The sequence below is a fragment of the Brevundimonas sp. LF-1 genome (assembly GCF_037055305.1).
Lineage (GTDB): Bacteria > Pseudomonadota > Alphaproteobacteria > Caulobacterales > Caulobacteraceae > Brevundimonas > Brevundimonas sanguinis.
This window is the reverse complement of sequence record NZ_CP146349.1, coordinates 1,103,349-1,119,455: the sequence shown is the minus strand read 5'-3', so window position 1 is coordinate 1,119,455 and position 16,107 is coordinate 1,103,349. Positions and strand designations below refer to the sequence as shown.

The following is a 16,107-nucleotide window of genomic DNA, read 5'->3' as shown; positions in this document are numbered from 1 at the left end:
CTCAGAGCGGCCGGACCATGTAGCGGGCGTCGTCGCCGTAGCTGGCCAGCTTCGCGGCCATGCCGGGCGGGTTCTGGATCTCGAAACCGTTGCGCGACCAGAAGCTTGATGCGTCGTTGACCGCGACCAGCGCCACCGACGGCCAGCCGTCCGCCCGGGCCTGATCAGCCAGACGCTCGATGATGGGGCGGGTGTGGCCGCCGCCGCGCGTATCGGGGTGCAGGGCCAGGTCGTGCAGATAGACCACCTCGGCGTCGGTCGGGATGGCGTCGATCAGCACGTTCAGCGCCGGGGCCGCATTCACCTTCCACGGATAGGCGACCAGATAGCCCATGATCGCTCCGTCCGGCGCCGCCAGAACGAAGCAGCCCTGAGGATAGAGCTCCAGCCTGTTGGCGAAACAGGCGCGCTCTTCGGGATGATCGGGGAAGGACAGTTGGGCCACCGCGACCACGCCGTCGAGGTCGTCCGGCGTCATGGCCCGCCAGTTCAGTTCGGACAGCGGGCGTTCAGCTTCGCCCTGTTGAATCGCCATTGCACGCTCCATTCATCCGTTGGCGTCAAACCCTCCGCGCCCGACATAGGCGACCGCGCACCGTGCGTCGCCAGCGAAAGACTGCGACTAATTCGCCTTCTTGGGGTCGGGCGGCAAGCTGGGCAGGGGGCGCAGGGCACGCCGTCGTCCCTCAGCTTCTTGACCTCGGCGGGGGTGGCCTCGCCGTAAATCTCGCGTTTTTCGCTGCGGCCTTCGTGGATGTCGCGGGCCTCGCGGGCGAAGGCGTCGCCGACGTAGTCGAAGTTCTGCTCGACGTGGGCGCGCACCTGCTGCGCCGCCTGCATCATCATCGACTGCATCTGCTTCAGAGCTTCAGGTTTCAGGGCGTCGGTCGACGGCGCGGTCTTCTTCGTGCCCGAGACGGCCGGGGCCATCACCTGCTTCCTCACGGCCGTCGAACCGCAAAGGGGCATTCGACCAGGCCGCGCGCCGCCTGATCGTCATAATCGGACGAGGAGCCGAACCAGGCCTCGAAGCCGTGGTCGTGGTCGCAGGACAGGGCGTAACGGATCATAGGGGCAGGTCGAAGTCGCGGTCGTGGCGCAGGGCCGGCACGGAGGCGCGCGCCCGCTCCACAGCAGAAAGGTCCAACCGAGCGTGAAGCACGGCCGGCTCATCATGGTCGAGCCGGGCGATGATTTCGCCCCACGGGCCGACGACCAGGGAGCGGCCCCAGGTCTGGCGGCCGTCCTCATGCGCGCCGCCCTGGGCCGGTGCCAGGATGAAGGCCCCTGTCTCGATCGCGCGGGCGCGCAGCAGCGTCTCCCAGTGCGCCTCGCCGGTCGGACGGGTGAAGGCGGCGGGAACGGCGATCAGGCTCGCGCCCGCCTTGGCCAGGGCGCGGTGCAGATGCGGAAACCGCAGGTCGTAACAGATGGTCAGGCCCAGACCGCCCCAGGGCGTATCGGCGACCGCCGCCGCCTCGCCGGGCCGCACCGAGGCGCTTTCGCGATAGGTCTCGCCGTTCGGCAGGTCGACATCGAAGACGTGCAGCTTGTCATAGCGCGCCGTGATCGTCCCGCCGGGGTCGATCAGCAGCGAGCGATTGGCGGCGCGCGGGTCGTCCGCCACGCCCGAACGGACAATGGCCGAGCCGACCAGAAGCCAGACGCCCAGTTCGGCGGCCAGGGCCTGCAGCCCCAGCACAGCCGGATCGGCGCCTTCGTCCGACAGGGCGGCGTCGCGGAAGGCCCGGCGCTGTTCGAGGAAATTGGTCCCCTCAGGCGTCAGGATCAGCTGCGCGCCCCCGGCCGCCGCCTGACGGATCAGGGGCTCGACATGCGCCAGCCCTGCGGCCGCCGTCGCCGGCGTCCGCGTCTGGATCAGCGCAATGTCGAGCGTGTCGGTCACCTAGGCCGCCAGCAAGGCGTCCAGCTCGCCCTTGCGGTCCAGGGCGTGGATGTCGTCCGAGCCGCCGACGTGTTTCCCGTCGATGAAGATCTGCGGGAAGGTGGCGGCGCCGCCCGAGCGCTGGACCATCTCGGCCTTCTTCTCAGGGTCGTTGGAGGCGACGATGTTGGTGTAGGCCGCGCCCTTGCTGTCCAGCAGGGCCATGGCGCGGATGCAGTAGGGGCAGCCGGGTTTGGTGTAGAGAACGACTTCGGCCAAGGGAGACTCCTAAAGGCTGAGGGGAAGGTTCTCTTTCATTTAGGCGGTTCTCGCGCGTTTTTCACCCTCGCGATGACGGCCAGGTCGACGGCGCGCGCTCCGGCCTCCATCAGGACCCGCGCGCAGGCCTCTGCGGTGGCCCCCGTCGTCAGCACGTCGTCGACCAGGAGCAGGCGCCGTCCCTTGATGCGTCGCCGCCCGGCCTCGGTCACAGCGAAGGCCGCCTTGACGTTCAGCCGCCGCCCGCGCGCGGACTTGCCGCCCTGGCTGGCGGTAGGCAGGGCGCGGATCAGGGCGTCGGGCAGGTAGTCGAGCCGCGCCGCGCGGGCCAGCGGTCGGGCGATCTCGGCGGCCTGATTGAAGCGACGCGACAGCAGGCGGGCGCGGTGCAGGGGCACAGGGACCACGGCGTCCACCGTCTCGATCAGGGGCGCGGCCGAGCGGCTGATCCAGCGGGCGAACAGGGTGGCGAACTGCTGCTGGTCGCCGTGCTTGAACTTCAGGATGATCCCGCGCGAAGCCTCGTCATAGACGCAGGCCGCCCGCGCCCGATTGAAGGCGTAGGGGCTGGCGATGCAGGCTGCGCACCGATCCGCCGCGAAGTCGCCGCCGTCGCATTCAAACGCGGCGCCGCAGCCGTCGCACACCGGCGCCTCCAAAAGGCGACCCGGCTCCAGGCGTCGGGAGAAAGGCCGGCCGACGCCGCCGCCTCGCGGCTGTCGTGAGCGAGCGGCGGCAACAAAATATCCAGCAGGCCCCGCCCCGCATCGCGCGCGCCGGATGCTAAAGGCCCCCCGACGCCTTTCAATCGACCTCGCCAGCCCCCATCCTGAACCGACATGAGCGCCCCCTCCCCTTCCTCCGGTCCCCCGATCATCTTCGACGCCGCCCGCCGCGCCGCGCGCCTGACCCGCGCCGCCCGACGTTTCGGGGGCGCCGACTTCCTGCACCTGCGCGCCGCCGACAATGCGGTGAACAGCCTAGAGGTGATCCTGCGCGAGTTTCAAACGCCCGTCGACCTGTCGCCCCACCCCGGCGTCTTCGCCCGCTCGCTGGCCGAGAGTCCGGCGCGCGAACGGGTGGCTGAGGTCCGCGCCGTCGGCTCGACGGCCGAGCGCGCCGCGCCGGGGGCCGGGCCTCTGGGGCTGGAGGACGGCTCAGCCGACCTGATCGTCAACCTGCTGGGCCTGCACTGGGCCAACGACCTGCCCGGCGCCCTGAGCCAGATCCGCCGCGCGCTGAAACCGGATGGCCTGTTCGTCGCCAGCCTGTTCGGCGCGGCGACGCTGAAGGAGTTGCGCGGCGTGCTGACCGAAGCGGAGCTGGAGGTCAACGGCGGAGCGCAGGCCCGCGTATCGCCCTTCGCCGACGGCTTCGACGGGGCGGCGCTGCTGCAACGGGCCGGGTTCGCCCTGCCGGTGACCGATGTGGACCGGGTGACGGTGCGTTACGGCGACCCCTTCGCCCTGATGCGCGACCTGCGGGCGATGGGCGAGACCAATGTGCTGGCCGGGCCGATCCGGCCGCTGAGCCGCGCCGTTCTGGCCCGCGCGGCCCAGCTCTACGCCGAGCGCCACGCCGAGGCCGACGGCCGCATCCCCGCCACCTTCGAGATGGTGCATCTGGCCGGATGGGCGCCGCACGAGAGCCAGCAGAAGCCCGCCAAGCGCGGCTCGGCCAAGACCCGGCTGGCCGATGCGCTGGGCGTCAGGGAGCAGACCGGCGAGGAAGGCTGAGCGTCAGCCTCCGGCGGCGAGCACGAACTGGCTGACCTTGCCGTAGACCGCCTCCATCCGCCCGGAGAAGGCGCCCAGCGCGGCCAGGACCACGATGCCGATCAGGCCGCAGATCAGCCCGTATTCGATGGCGGTGGCGCCGCCTTCATCGCGGAGCAGCCGGTGGATGAAACCCTTCACGCCCGGCCTCCCCTGTCGTCGGCCCGTCAGAGCAGATCGCGCAGCCAGGCGATCAGCGGTTCATCGGCCGGAGGCATGGGATAGGCCGACAGCTTGTCCGGCTTCACCCAGGCCAGGCCCGCATGCTCGCGCGCCTCGACCACGCCGGACCAGCGCCGGCACAGATACAGTGGCATCAACAGGTGAAACGATTCGTAAGCGTGACTGGTAAACACGAAGGGGGCCAGGCAGGCCTCCTTCACGTCGATGCCCAGTTCTTCCTTCAGCTCGCGGATCAGGGCGGCTTCGGGCCGCTCGCCCGGCTCGACCTTGCCGCCGGGGAATTCCCACAGGCCCGCCAACTGCTTGCCCTCGGGGCGTTTGGCGATCAGCACCCGGCCGTCCGGATCGATCAGGGCGACAGCGACGACCAGGACGGTGGGAACGGCAGGCGTCTCGCTCACGAGCGATAGTCCCCGTTGATCTCGATGTAGCGTTTGGTCAGGTCGCAGGTCCAGACGGTGGCGGAGGCGCGCCCTGAGCCGACATGGACGGTGATGTCGATCTCGTCGTTCTTCATATAGGCGCTCATGACCGCCTCGTCGTAGTCGGGGGACGGGCGCCGTCGACGGCGGCGACATGGGGGCCGAAGCGGATGGCCAGACGGTCGCGATCGACGGCCTCCTCGGTCTTGCCCACCGCCATGACGATGCGGCCCCAGTTGGCGTCCTCGCCGGCGATGGCGGTCTTGACCAGGGGGCTGTCGGCGATCGACTTGGCCAGTTTGCGCGCCGAGGCGGGGCTGGCGGCGCCGTCCACCGTCACCTTGACGAACTTGGTCGCGCCTTCGCCGTCCTTGACCAGCTGGTGAGCCAGATCGAGCATGACGGCGTCCAGCGCCGCCGAGAACTCCTTCAGGCGGCGGTCGCCGACGCGGCCGATGCGCGGCGCGCCGGACGCGCCCGTGGCGAACAGCAGGGCCGTGTCGTTGGTCGAGGTGTCGCCGTCCACCGTCACCGAGTTGAAGGTGGTGCGGACGTGCAGGTTCAGCAGGGCCTTCAGCACCGGCGGGGCGATGTCGGCGTCGGTGACGATGAAGGCCAGCATGGTCGCCATGTCCGGCGCGATCATGCCCGAGCCCTTGGCGATGCCGGCGATCTTCACCTTGACGCCCTCGATCTCGCACTCGGCGTAGGAGCCCTTGGGGAAGGTGTCCGTGGTCATGATGCCCAGGCCGGCCCCGGCCCAGTTGTCGGCCTTCAGACCGGCCTGAACCTCGGGCAGGCGGGCGGTGATCTTCTTGTCGTCCAGCACCACGCCGATCACCCCGGTCGAGGCCAGCATGACGTCGCGCTGGCGGCAACCGAAGCGCTTGGCGAACTCCGAGGCCGTGCGACGCGCGGCATCGGCGCCCGCCTTGCCGGTGAAGGCGTTGGCGCAACCGGCGTTGACGATCAGCGCCCGAACCTCTTCGCCGCCCTTGTCGGCGTCCAGCTGGCGCTTGCACCAGTCGACCGGCGCCGAGCCGACCTTGTGCCGGGTGAAGACGCCCGCGCACGACGCGCCTTCGGGAAAGTGAAAGACCACCAGATCGTCGCGCTCATGCTTGTAGAAGCCCGCGCGCGCGGTCGCGATCTCGACCCCGCCGATCGGCGCGATGGCCGGAAAGGGCACGGCCAGCGGCGAGATCATCAGTCCCGGCTTGCCGGGCGCAGAGGCCTTGGTCGGCGTCGACCCGGCCGACTGGGCCGCGCGTTTCAGGGCCGAGGCCAAGGGGTCCAGCGCCTTCTCGATGACGGCTTCGATCTTCTTGCCGGTCGAGGCGGACTTGGGCGGCTGGCTCATGTGGCGTTTCCGGCGGCGGGAGGAACGGTGACTTTATCGGCGGGCGCGGAGGCGGCGGGCGGCGGCTTCTTTGCGTCGTTCAGGGTGATTTCCACCTCGGCCTTGCCGCGCAGCTGCTCGAGCAATTGGCGCACGCCTTCATAGGTCAGATAGCGGACGATCTGGGGCCGGGCCTGCTCCAGCGTCGGCGGCGTCTCGACGCGGCGGTCCTCGACCTTCAGCACGGCCCAGCCGGTCTCGGTCTGGATCGGGCCGACGACCTGCCCCGGCGTCTTGCCCTGCAGGGCCGTCGCATAGGCCCCCGGCAGAACGTCGAGCGTCGAATAGCCCAGATCGCCGCCGGAATAGCGGGTGGCGTCGTCGATGGAGCGTTGAGCGGCCACGGCCTCGAACGCCGCACCCTGCCCCAGCACGCCCAGAACGGCGTCGGCCTGCTCCCTGGTGGGCGCCAGGATCAGACGCACGCGGACCTCTTCGGTGGCGCGCGCCAGCCGCTGCTGCTCGGCGTAGAGGCGTTCGACCGCCTGTTCCGAAACAGCGCCGGAGACCACCTTTTCCACCAGCATGTCGCCCAGGATGCGTTCGCGCACGGCCTGCAGGCGACGCTGGGCGGCCGGGCTGGAATCCAGGCCGCGACGCTCGGCCTCGGCCGCCAGCAGCTTCTGATCCACCACCTCGTCCATCACCCGGCGAAACAGTTCGGAGGAGACATCCAGCGGGTCGTCCTCGCCGATCAGCCCTTGCGCCACCGCCTCGCGCCGCACGTCCGAGGCCCAGACGGCGCGGTCATTGACCCTGGCCACCACCCGGTCGTTCTTTTCCGGCGCAGCCTCGTCGCCGCCGCGCCCGCAGGCGGCCACGCCCATCGCCAGCCCGACGGCGGCGACCAGAAACAGGCTGGTGAGGGGACGCCGCGCTCGCATCGGACGCTCCGGGCAAGGGTCTGGGGACAGGTCGCCGGGGCGACCGTTCGCGCCTGCGCGGCGCCGCCTTAAAAGGCCCTCGCGTTGACAGGGGTAAGGGCGGTGCTTAAGTCCCGCCTGCGCCCAAGTCGAGGGATTTTCGATCGTATGCGCGGCCCTTCGCGCGCCCTGACTGCAGGGAAGGCCTGGGGCTGGCGTGATCGCGGCCTCCCGACCGGGCGAAACCTGTCTTTCTCAGAGCCTTCAGCCGCTCGACCGCCTGACCCGGATCGCCCATGCTCGGCTTCGCCAAGAAACTTCTCGGTTCCTCCAACGACCGCAAGGTCAAGGCCTTCCAGGCCCAGGTCCAGAAGATCAACGCCCTAGAACCTAAGTTCGAGGCCTTCTCTGACGACGAGCTGCGCATGATGACGCAGACTTTCCGGGATCGCATCGAGGCCGGCGAGAGCCTGGACAAGCTGCAGAACGAGGCCTTCGCCGTCGTGCGCGAAGCCTCCAAGCGCGTGCTGGGCCAGCGTCAGTACGACGTGCAGATGGCCGGCGGCATGATCCTGCACGAAGGCGGCATCGCCGAGATGCGGACCGGCGAAGGCAAGACCCTGGTGGCCGTGGCCCCGGTCTACCTGAACGCCCTGGCGGGCAAGGGCGTCCACGTCGTCACCGTCAACGACTACCTGGCCCGCCGCGACGCGGAGCAGATGGGCAAGGTCTATCGCTTCCTGGGCCTGGAGGTCGGCGTCATCGTCAACGGCCTGTCGCAGGGTCAGCGCCAGATGGCCTATCAGGCCGACATCACCTACGGCACCAACAACGAGTTCGGCTTCGACTATCTGCGCGACAACCTAGTCTACGACCGACGCGAGATGGTGCAGCGCGGCCACCACTTCGCCATCGTCGACGAAGTGGACTCCATCCTGATCGACGAGGCGCGCACGCCGCTGATCATCTCGGGCCCGACCGAGGACCGCTCGGACCTGTACAAGATCGTCGACGCCCTGGTGAAGGAACTGGTCAAGGACAAGGCCACCTACGACCTCGACGAGAAGCAGCGTCAGGCCCTGCTGACCGAGCTGGGCTCGGAGCGTATGGAGCAGATGCTGGAACAGGGCGGCCACTTCGCCGAGGACACCGTCGATCTGTATGATCCGGCCAACGTCAGCCTGGTCCACCACACCAACCAGGCCCTGCGCGCCAACACCCTTTACCAGCGCGACAAGGACTACATCATCAAGGACGGCGAGATCGTCCTGATCGACGAGTTCACCGGCCGCATGATGACCGGCCGTCGCCTGTCCGAAGGTCTTCACCAGGCCATCGAGGCCAAGGAAGACGTTAAGATCATGCCCGAGAACCAGACCCTGGCCTCGGTGACGATCCAGAACTACTTCCGCCTGTACGAAAAGCTGTCCGGCATGACCGGCACGGCGGCGACCGAGGCGCAGGAGTTCCTCGACATCTACAAGATGGACGTCCTGGAAGTGCCGACCAACCGTCCGATCCTGCGCAAGGATTACGACGACGAGGTCTACCGCACCTTCGCCGAGAAGAACCGCGCCATCGCCGCTCAGATCGCCGACTGCTATGTGCGCGGCCAGCCGATCCTGGTCGGCACGGTGTCGATCGAGAAGTCCGAAGAACTGTCCGACCTGCTGAAGGACTACGACTATCAGGTCGAGGTTTCGCGCAAGCTGAAGCCCGAATACGAAGGCCGTGAGAAGGAAGCCCAGAAGGTCGGCGACCTGGCCTATGACATCGAGTACGTCACCGGCCGCGGCATCCCGCACAATGTCCTGAACGCGCGCCAGCACGAACAGGAAGCCTATATCGTCGCCGAGGCGGGCCTGCCCCACGCGGTGACCATCGCCACCAACATGGCCGGCCGCGGCACCGACATCCAGCTGGGCGGCAACCTGGACATGCGCATCCAGCGCTGGGTCCAGGAACAGCGCAACATGGCGATGGAGGTCCCGCCCGAGGCGCTGGCCGCCAAGGAAACCGAGTTCAAGGCCGAGATCGCTGTCGCCAGGGAGAAGGCTCTGTCCGCCGGCGGCCTGTTCGTCCTGGGCACCGAGCGCCACGAAAGCCGCCGGATCGACAACCAGCTGCGCGGCCGGACCGGCCGTCAGGGCGACCCCGGCACCTCCAAATTCTACCTGTCGTGTGAAGACGACCTGCTGCGCATCTTCGCCGGCGACCGCCTGGACGCCATCATGCGCCAGTTCGGCGTGGCCGAAGGCGAGGCCATCAGCCACCCCTGGCTGAACCGCGCCGTCGAAACGGCCCAGAAGCGCGTCGAAGCCCGCAACTACGACATGCGTAAGAACGTGCTGAAGTACGACGACGTCGTGAACGATCAGCGCAAGGCCGTGTTCGAACAGCGCCAGGAGTTCATGGACTCCACCGACCTGTCGGAACTGGTCGCCGACTTCCGCAGCGACGTGATCAACGACCTGGTCGAACGCTATATGCCGCCCAAGGCCTATGCCGAGCAGTGGGATATCGACGGCCTGGACGAGAAGGTCCGCTCAACGCTGGGCCTGGAACTGCCGCTGCATGACTGGGCGGCCGAAGAAGGCGTCTCGAACGAAGAGATCGAAGAGCGCATCACCGTCGCCGCCGACGCCCGCGCCGCCGAACGTCTAGAGCTGATCGGCGCCGATCAGACGCGCGGCCTCGAAAAGCAGTTCATGCTGCAGATGATCGACATGCAGTGGCGCGAGCATCTGGTCCACCTGGACCACCTGCGCGGCGTCATCGGCCTGCGCGGCTACGGCCAGCGGGACCCGTTGAACGAGTACAAGACCGAAGCCTTCAACCTGTTCGAGACGCTGCTGCACGACCTGCGCCACAACGTCACGCGCTGGCTGATGACGGTCGAGTTCCAGTTCCAGGCGCCGCCGCCGATGGAAATGCCCGAGTTCCAGGAAATTCACCTGAACCCCGGCACCGGCGAGAACGAAATGGCCAACCCGATGGCCCAGAACCCGGAAGGCATGCTGACCGGCGATGATCGTTCGAAACTGCCGGTCGAGGCCCTGCCCGCCGACTGGGAACGCACCAGCCGCAACGCCGACTGCCCCTGCGGCTCGGGCCGCAAGTTCAAGCACTGCCACGGTAGTTTGGTTTAAAGGCGCGCTAAGGCGCGCGGCGCTACGCTCGCGACGCGGTCGCTCGCTGGCTGAGCGCCGAAGACTGAGTTGAGAGAGGCGGGTTCGCGCAGGCGGCCCGCCTTTTCTTTGCCCGGTGACGCCGGCCGCCATGCGGGTTAGCGTACCCTCATGAACTACAAGCCCCTGTTCTCTCGCGCGCTCGGCCTCGACCCCGAACGCCTGCATTTCGCCGCCCACAGCCACCACCTGTGGCCCGACGCCAGCTTCGACGGCCAGGTCCGCGCCTGGGCCGAGGCCAACCGTTTCGCTGATCGCAAATGGGACCTGATCTTCGGCGAGGTCATCCCCGAGGCTCAAGGCCACGTCGCGCGCGAGCTGGGCCTGCCCTCGCCCGACAGCCTGATCTTCGCGCCGAACACCCATGACATCCTGCTGCGCATCGTCTCGGCGGTCGACACGGCGCCGGTGCGCATCCTGGCCACCGACGGCGAGTTCCACTCCTTCCGCCGCCAGTCGGAACGCTGGGAAGAGGCCGGTCAGGCCGTCGTCACCCGCGTGCCCCTGGCCCCGTTCGAGACCTTCGCCGAGCGGTTCGTCGCGGCGGCGCGGGCGGGCGGGCACGACCTGATCTTCGTCAGCCAGGTCTTCTTCCGTACCGGCGGCCTGTTCGAGCGCATCGCCGAACTGGCGGACCTGGCCGCCCCGGCCGGACCGTGGGTCGTGGTGGACGGCTATCACGGCTTCATGGCCACGCCAACCGACCTTTCGGCCGTGGCGGACAAGATCTTCTATCTGGCGGGCGGCTATAAGTACGCCATGGCGGGCGAAGGCGCCTGCTTCCTGCACGCCCCGCCCGGCTTCGGGCCGCGCCCCGTCGTGACCGGCTGGTTCGCCGAGTTCGGCCATCTGGAAGGCCCGCCCGGCGGGGTTCAGTACCGCACCGACGGCGGCCGCTTCTGGGGCGCCACCTTCGACGCCAGCGCCCTTTACCGCTTCAATGCCGTGCGCACGATGCTGGACCAGCACGGCCTGACCACCGCGATGATCGCCGACCACGCGCGCGGCCTGCAGGCGCGGTTCCAGGCGGCGATTGAAGGCGCAGAAGCGGGCGGCCTGTCACAGGCCGAGATCCTGAATCCGGTCCACGGCGAGGCTCCCCGCGCCCGCTTCCTGGCCCTGCGCCACGCCGACGCGCCGCGCTGGAAGGCGGCCCTGCAGGAGATGAACGTGATCGCCGATGTGCGCGACGACGTCATCCGCTTCGGCTTCAGCCTGTATCAGAGCCAGGAAGACGTCGAGCGGCTGATCCACGCCTGCGCCCGGCTGGACTAAACCTTTAGAAGAACAGGCTGTCGGCGTCCCGGCGGGCCTCAGGCGGATCGGTGCGGCGCGGCTGACGCTCGCGGCGCGGCGCCGGGGCTGAGGCAGGCGGCGTCGCCCGCGCGGCCGGTGCGGAAGTTGCCGGGGCCGGATCGCCCGGCAGCCGCGGCGTCGGGGTCGCGCGCGGTGCTGGAGCGGCGGCTGCTGGCGGCGGCGGCGCGCTCGCCTCGACTTTCGGCGGCGGGCCCAGCGTCGGATATTTCGGCGTCGCCTGCACGGGCGGTCGGCGCGCGGTCGGCGGCGCAGCCGGGGCGGTCAGCTCGGGTTCTGCGTCAGATGACGACGCCTCTAGCGCCTGACGCGCCTGGGTTCGCGCGCGGGGGCTGTCGCAACGACACAGAACCAGATCCTCGCCGTCGCGCCACAGGATCAAGGGCCTGCGCGGCGGCTCGGCCCAGCGATGGGCCAGGCGGGCCAAATCCGTCTCCAGCGCCTCATCGGCGCCGACGGGGATGGCGCGGACCTCATGCCCCTGCGCCTCCCACAGCGGAGCCGTCTGCGCCAGCCAGTCGCGCCCCGCGCCGTCCGGGTCGTAGACATAGACGGGTGTGAGGCCGAAGGCCGCGGGACCCGCCGCCTGCTCCAGCCGCGCCTCCAACCCCTGAGACGCGGTCAGGCGCTGCAGATCGTGCCGCGCCACGCCCAGCCACCAGGCCGCCACAACCACGCCGAGCAACAGCAGACCCAGCACGGCGCCGATCAGCGTCCCCAGCAGCAGGCGCGGCCAGTCCGTGTCGGAGGATGAGGTCAGGGCGGCGGAGGTCATCGCCGCCAAGGCCTAGCACCAAATGGCGCGGCTGTCAGACCGCCAGGTCCAGCAGAGCGTCGCGCGTCAGCTCGGCATGGGTCATGGGGAACAGGTGACCGCCCCCCGCCACGGTCTCGGCCTCGACATTCGGCCGGCGCGACGACGGGGCGACGGCGCACAGGGCGCCTGTCTCCGCCTTGAGGATTCTCACAGCACCTGGATAGCTCGCCAGGGCCCGCCAGGGGTCGTGCGCCTGGGCGGCGTAGTTGGAGGCCTCCCACGCCGGGGCGCAGGCCAGCTCCAGCCCGCAATCGGTCTCGACCAGACCATCAGCCAGATAGTCGGCCAGCATCATGTCCGGCCAGCCCTTGAAGGCGCCGCGTCCGCGATAGGCGCCCATCGCCTGTTCACGACTGTCGAACAGGGCGCGGCGGCGCAGGGTGTTGGCGACGATGGGAAAGCGCTGGGACAGCAGGCCCGCGAGCGGCAGGTTCATCGCCCACACCATCTCGCGGCGCCAGACGACAGGGTCCAGCAGCAACAGACGCGAGACCCGATCCGGGCGCTCGGCGGCGGCCATCAGGCCGCTGGTCCCGCCGATGGAATGGCCGGCCAGGGCGACAGGAGGGCCGTCGATCGCCTCCAGAAGACAGATCAGGTCGTCGCGATGATCCTTCCAGCTGCGGCGGCCGTCGGGAACGGCGGGCAGGCGCGTGCGGCCGTGCCCCCGCAGATCCGGTGCCCAGATGCGCAGCGCGCCCGACAGGGGCTGCAGCACGGAGCGATAGGTCAGGGCGTTGAAGCCGTTGGCGTGGACGAAGATCAGGTCGACCGGCCGCTTGGGATCGCCGAAGTCCAGCACGGCCATGTCGCCCGCGCCCCAGCGATTGTCGATCGGCACGCTGATCCGGCGCGGGGCCGACAGGGCCAGGGCGTCCATCCGGATCAGGCCGCGATGCGGCAGGCGCCGCACCGGCCATGGCCCTCGATCGTGGTGCGGTCGATGGCGTAGCCCGCGTTCGCGGCCGCCTGGGCGATCACATCGGCGCCGGGGACCGCCACCTCTTCGGTCGCGCCGCAGCAGTCGCAGATCAGGAAGGCCGCCGCATGGCCGCCCGGCGCGCAGGCGTCCGCCGTGCAGGCGACATAGGCGCTGATGGAAGCGATGCGGTGGGCCAGACCGCGCTTCTCAAGGAACTCGAGGGCGCGATAGACGGTCGGCGGCTTGGCGGCCTGACCATCGAGGCCATAACGGGCGATCAGGTCATAGGCCTTGACCGGCTCGGCGGCCGACAGCAGCAGTTCAAGCACGCGGCGGCGCGGAGCGGTCATGCGGTCGCCGTCGGCCGAAAACCGCGCCTCGACGGCGGCGATCGCCCGTTCGACCTCGGCGGCGCCGGGTCGGCTGTCGATATGATCATGATCGCAGGCGTCGCCCATGAGCTAGAGCTAGGGGTCCTGAGCCGCGCCGCAACCGGGACCGCGCGCCGCAGGCCGATCAGGCCCCATTGTGGCCAAACCGCGGCGTTTGCGGCGGCCTCGGGCATGGGCTAGAAGAGCCGTCCTTTCTGTTCAGAAGACCCTATTTCATGACCGACGCCACCCAAGCGAACAGCCCCCTGTCGGGCACTGTCCTGTTCTATTCCCAGCCGGAGCCGCTGTCGGCCGACGTGCACGGCAAGCTGGGCGTGACGCCCGCGGACAAACCCTACGCCTTCGTGGCCCAGACCCACGTCGTGCCGCTGACGGTGACGGAGTTCGCCCCGGCCGCCCTGTCCTATCCGGTCATCTTCGTCGGCGACGCCAAGCAGCCCGTCGCCGCCATGGGCCTGAACCAGGGCGAGAACCTGTTCATCGAGAACGGCGACTTCCGGCCCGACGCCTATATCCCGGCCTATGTCCGCCGCTATCCCTTCGTCTTCGCCAATGACGAAGAGCAGAAGCGCATGGTGCTGTGCATCGACCGCGCCGCTCCCTTCGTGGTCGAAGGCGGCGAGACGCCGCTGTTCGAAAACGGCCAGCCCAGCGGCTACGTCAACTTCGGCATGGAGTTCTGCAACAACTTCGAGCAGGAGCGCGTGCGCACCGAGTCCTTCATCAACCTGCTGACGGAACTGGACCTGTTCGAGGTGCGTGAAGCCACCTTCACCCCGCGCAACGCCGACGGCACCGCCGGCGCGCCGCAAAAGATCGCCGAATATTTCGCCGTATCGGAAGACAAGCTGAAGGCCCTGCCGGTCGAGAAGCTGGCCGAACTGCGCGACAACGGCGCCCTGGGCCAGATCTACGCCCACCTGGTGTCGCTGCTGGGCTGGGACCGCCTGATCGCCATGGCCCTGACCCGCGCCGCCCAGCAACCGGTCGCCGCCAACGCTTGATTAAATCGGGCCGACGCGCGTTCGCGCGACGGCCCGATGAACAATGAAATGAAGACGCCCCGTCAGATTGCTGGCGGGGCGTTTTTTGTCAGGAGATGGGTTTAGCGGCGGGCCACGAGGGCGCGGGTCAGGCAGGAGAAGACCAGCCGTCCGGCCTCGTCCAGCATGTCCTGCTGGGCGATGACCACGCCCTTCTCGTCGCCGACCGGATCCTTGCCCATCACCGTCAGCCGGCCGCGCAGCAGTTCGCCCGCCGGGGGATTGCGCAGGAAGCGCAGCCCGTCGACCGCGAGGGTCTTGGACCCCGCCCAGCCGCCCATGCGATCGGCGGACAGACGGCTCCACAGGGCGTAGACCATCGCTTCAGGCGCGCCATAGGCGACGTCCCACCCCGGCAGGAAGCGTTCGGCGAACAGGTCCAGCGCCGCCGCATCCACGGCGCAGGCGCCCAGAGGAATGACCTGGCCGATCTCAAGATCCTCGAAATGGACGTGCAGAGGTTCGGTCATGCGCGGTCGTTCCTCGCTCAGGCCGCCGGCTCCTCCGACACCCGGACCATCAGCTTGCCGTCATGGTCGCCGGTGAACAAGCGATTCAGCGAGCCGACCGCCCCTTCCAGACCGTCATCGACGTGGACCTTCCACTGAATTTTCCCGTCGGCCAGCCAAGGCCCCATTTCGGCGATCATCTCCTTGGCGCGGTGCGCGTAGTCGAGGACCAGGAAGCCCTGCACGTTCAGACGGTGGGTGATGATGCGCGAGAAATTGGGCGAAGGCGGCATCCGCGTGGCGTTATAGGCCGAGATCAGGCCGCAGACGGCCATGCGGCCGTGCACCTTGAGCCGGTTCCACACGGCGATCATGATGTCGCCGCCGACGTTCTCGAAATTGAGGTCGATGCCGTCGGGAGCCAGCCGGTCCAGGGCGTCGCCGACATCCTCGTTCTTGTAGTCGACGGCGCCGTCGAAACCGAGGCTCCTCGGTCAGCCAGCGGCATTTCTCGGCGCCGCCGGCGATGCCGATGACGCGGCAGCCGCGCTGCTTGGCCACCTGGCCGGCGATGGAGCCGACCGCCCCGGCCGCCGCCGAGATCACCAGGGTCTCGCCCGCCTTGGCCTTCAGCACGTCGGTGACGCCGAAATAGGCCGTCATCCCGGTCATGCCCAGCACGGACAGGTTGGCGGTCAGCGGCAGGCCCGGCGCGCGATGGACCGGCCGCAGCCCCGCCTCGGGCACGACAGCGTAGTCGGCCCAGGCGCCGGACAGAGGCGTGACCAGATCGCCTTCCTTGAACCGCTCGCCGCGCGACTGCTCGACCACCCCCAGCGTCAGCCCGCGCATGACGTCGCCCAGACCCACCGGCGGCAGATAGCCTTCGGAATCGTTCATCCACGTGCGGTTCGTCGGGTCGATCGAAAGATAGATCGTGCGGACCAGGACCTCTCCGTCCTTCAGATCAGGCACGACGCTTTCGACCAGTTCCAGATCCCCATCCTGAATCAGCCCCTGCGGGCGGCGACGCAGGATCCACTGCCGGTTGCGCAAGCTCATCAGTCTGTCTCCCATCAGGGTTTTCTTTCAGGACCCATAGTGGCGCCTCCCGCGGGCAGAGCAAGCCGCCGAACGCAGACGCGTGACCGCCCAGCAAAAGAAGGCGGACCCTTT

Annotated in this window: 15 protein-coding genes and 4 pseudogenes; 4 read left to right on the top strand and 15 right to left on the bottom strand. The window is 68.9% G+C overall.

Going from position 1 to position 16,107, the window contains the following annotated elements; all coding sequences use genetic code 11:
• Position 1: 1 nt before the first annotated feature.
• The 5 genes and pseudogenes from V8F63_RS05965 to V8F63_RS05945 form a co-directional block, all read right to left on the bottom strand.
• Complete coding sequence (locus tag V8F63_RS05965; protein ID WP_392354771.1) at positions 2-535, bottom strand: GNAT family N-acetyltransferase; 534 nt, start codon at positions 533-535, stop codon at positions 2-4.
• A pseudogene (locus tag V8F63_RS05960) lies at positions 490-1,070 on the bottom strand (DUF1178 family protein). The gene V8F63_RS05965 and the pseudogene V8F63_RS05960 overlap by 46 nt, the downstream one beginning before the upstream one ends.
• Positions 1,067-1,906, bottom strand: a complete 840-nt coding sequence (locus V8F63_RS05955; protein ID WP_392354770.1) for a carbon-nitrogen hydrolase family protein — start codon at positions 1,904-1,906, stop codon at positions 1,067-1,069. The pseudogene V8F63_RS05960 and the gene V8F63_RS05955 overlap by 4 nt, the downstream one beginning before the upstream one ends.
• Positions 1,907-2,164, bottom strand: a complete 258-nt coding sequence (gene grxC / locus V8F63_RS05950) for a glutaredoxin 3 (RefSeq protein WP_025976919.1) — start codon at positions 2,162-2,164, stop codon at positions 1,907-1,909.
• Positions 2,165-2,199: 35 nt separating this feature from the next.
• Positions 2,200-3,005, bottom strand: a pseudogene (locus tag V8F63_RS05945) (ComF family protein).
• On the opposite strand from V8F63_RS05945, the gene V8F63_RS05940 reads away from it, so the two are divergent.
• Entirely contained in the window at positions 3,004-3,900 is an 897-nt protein-coding gene (locus V8F63_RS05940) for a methyltransferase domain-containing protein (protein WP_392354769.1), read from the top strand. The pseudogene V8F63_RS05945 and the gene V8F63_RS05940 overlap by 2 nt on opposite strands.
• Before the next feature lie 3 nt (positions 3,901-3,903).
• On the opposite strand, the gene V8F63_RS05935 is transcribed toward V8F63_RS05940, so the two are convergent.
• From V8F63_RS05935 to V8F63_RS05920, 4 genes and pseudogenes are all read right to left on the bottom strand, one after another.
• Positions 3,904-4,080, bottom strand: coding sequence for a Flp family type IVb pilin (locus V8F63_RS05935; protein WP_125901940.1), 177 nt, complete (start codon positions 4,078-4,080; stop codon positions 3,904-3,906).
• A 26-nt stretch (positions 4,081-4,106) separates the two neighbouring features.
• Complete coding sequence (locus tag V8F63_RS05930) at positions 4,107-4,523, bottom strand: (deoxy)nucleoside triphosphate pyrophosphohydrolase (RefSeq protein WP_087139129.1); 417 nt, start codon at positions 4,521-4,523, stop codon at positions 4,107-4,109.
• Positions 4,520-5,904 (bottom strand): annotated as a pseudogene (argJ, locus tag V8F63_RS05925) (bifunctional glutamate N-acetyltransferase/amino-acid acetyltransferase ArgJ). Before argJ ends, V8F63_RS05930 begins: the two are co-directional and overlap by 4 nt.
• Entirely contained in the window at positions 5,901-6,827 is a 927-nt protein-coding gene (locus V8F63_RS05920; RefSeq protein ID WP_134582156.1) for a peptidylprolyl isomerase, read from the bottom strand. The pseudogene argJ and the gene V8F63_RS05920 overlap by 4 nt, the downstream one beginning before the upstream one ends.
• A gap of 275 nt (positions 6,828-7,102) precedes the next feature.
• On the opposite strand from V8F63_RS05920, the gene secA reads away from it, so the two are divergent.
• Entirely contained in the window at positions 7,103-9,955 is a 2,853-nt protein-coding gene (gene secA, locus V8F63_RS05915) for a preprotein translocase subunit SecA (RefSeq protein WP_392354768.1), read from the top strand.
• Positions 9,956-10,105: 150 nt separating this feature from the next.
• On the top strand, positions 10,106-11,269 hold the full coding sequence (locus tag V8F63_RS05910) for a class V aminotransferase (RefSeq protein WP_313634161.1): 1,164 nt from the start codon (positions 10,106-10,108) through the stop codon (positions 11,267-11,269).
• Positions 11,270-11,273: 4 nt separating this feature from the next.
• Here the strand turns inward: V8F63_RS05910 and V8F63_RS05905 are convergent, their stop codons facing one another.
• From V8F63_RS05905 to V8F63_RS05895, 3 genes are read right to left on the bottom strand one after another with little or no spacing between them, the layout of a single operon-like run.
• Positions 11,274-12,083 (bottom strand): hypothetical protein, encoded by an 810-nt coding sequence (locus tag V8F63_RS05905; protein ID WP_392354767.1) that lies wholly within the window; start codon positions 12,081-12,083, stop codon positions 11,274-11,276.
• A gap of 34 nt (positions 12,084-12,117) precedes the next feature.
• Positions 12,118-13,005, bottom strand: a complete 888-nt coding sequence (locus V8F63_RS05900; RefSeq protein WP_025976928.1) for an alpha/beta fold hydrolase — start codon at positions 13,003-13,005, stop codon at positions 12,118-12,120.
• Positions 13,006-13,010: 5 nt separating this feature from the next.
• Positions 13,011-13,505 carry a Fur family transcriptional regulator gene (locus V8F63_RS05895; RefSeq protein ID WP_025976929.1) on the bottom strand — a complete coding sequence of 165 codons (495 nt, stop codon included), beginning with the start codon at positions 13,503-13,505 and terminating at the stop codon, positions 13,011-13,013.
• Between the two features lie 149 nt (positions 13,506-13,654).
• On the opposite strand from V8F63_RS05895, the gene V8F63_RS05890 reads away from it, so the two are divergent.
• Positions 13,655-14,443: a SapC family protein gene (locus tag V8F63_RS05890; protein WP_278070238.1), complete on the top strand. Its 789-nt coding sequence runs from the start codon at positions 13,655-13,657 to the stop codon at positions 14,441-14,443.
• 101 nt (positions 14,444-14,544) lie between these two features.
• On the opposite strand, the gene V8F63_RS05885 is transcribed toward V8F63_RS05890, so the two are convergent.
• From V8F63_RS05885 to V8F63_RS05875, 3 genes and pseudogenes are all read right to left on the bottom strand, one after another.
• Entirely contained in the window at positions 14,545-14,952 is a 408-nt protein-coding gene (locus tag V8F63_RS05885; RefSeq protein WP_025976931.1) for an acyl dehydratase, read from the bottom strand.
• Between the two features lie 17 nt (positions 14,953-14,969).
• On the bottom strand, positions 14,970-15,365 hold the full coding sequence (locus V8F63_RS05880; protein ID WP_392355046.1) for a zinc-binding dehydrogenase: 396 nt from the start codon (positions 15,363-15,365) through the stop codon (positions 14,970-14,972).
• A 346-nt stretch (positions 15,366-15,711) separates the two neighbouring features.
• A pseudogene (locus V8F63_RS05875) lies at positions 15,712-15,993 on the bottom strand (NADP-dependent oxidoreductase); the annotation flags it as partial.
• Positions 15,994-16,107 lie beyond the last annotated feature (114 nt).

Coding starts and splice junctions, on each gene's coding strand:
- V8F63_RS05965 (WP_392354771.1), bottom strand. CDS start 535: ATGGCGATTCAACAGGGCGAAGCTGAACGCCCGCTGTCCGAACTGAAC.
- V8F63_RS05940 (WP_392354769.1), top strand. CDS start 3,004: ATGAGCGCCCCCTCCCCTTCCTCCGGTCCCCCGATCATCTTCGACGCC.
- V8F63_RS05920 (WP_134582156.1), bottom strand. CDS start 6,827: ATGCGAGCGCGGCGTCCCCTCACCAGCCTGTTTCTGGTCGCCGCCGTC.
- secA (WP_392354768.1), top strand. CDS start 7,103: ATGCTCGGCTTCGCCAAGAAACTTCTCGGTTCCTCCAACGACCGCAAG.
- V8F63_RS05910 (WP_313634161.1), top strand. CDS start 10,106: ATGAACTACAAGCCCCTGTTCTCTCGCGCGCTCGGCCTCGACCCCGAA.
- V8F63_RS05905 (WP_392354767.1), bottom strand. CDS start 12,083: ATGACCTCCGCCGCCCTGACCTCATCCTCCGACACGGACTGGCCGCGC.
- V8F63_RS05900 (WP_025976928.1), bottom strand. CDS start 13,005: ATGGACGCCCTGGCCCTGTCGGCCCCGCGCCGGATCAGCGTGCCGATC.
- V8F63_RS05895 (WP_025976929.1), bottom strand. CDS start 13,505: ATGGGCGACGCCTGCGATCATGATCATATCGACAGCCGACCCGGCGCC.
- V8F63_RS05890 (WP_278070238.1), top strand. CDS start 13,655: ATGACCGACGCCACCCAAGCGAACAGCCCCCTGTCGGGCACTGTCCTG.
- V8F63_RS05885 (WP_025976931.1), bottom strand. CDS start 14,952: ATGACCGAACCTCTGCACGTCCATTTCGAGGATCTTGAGATCGGCCAG.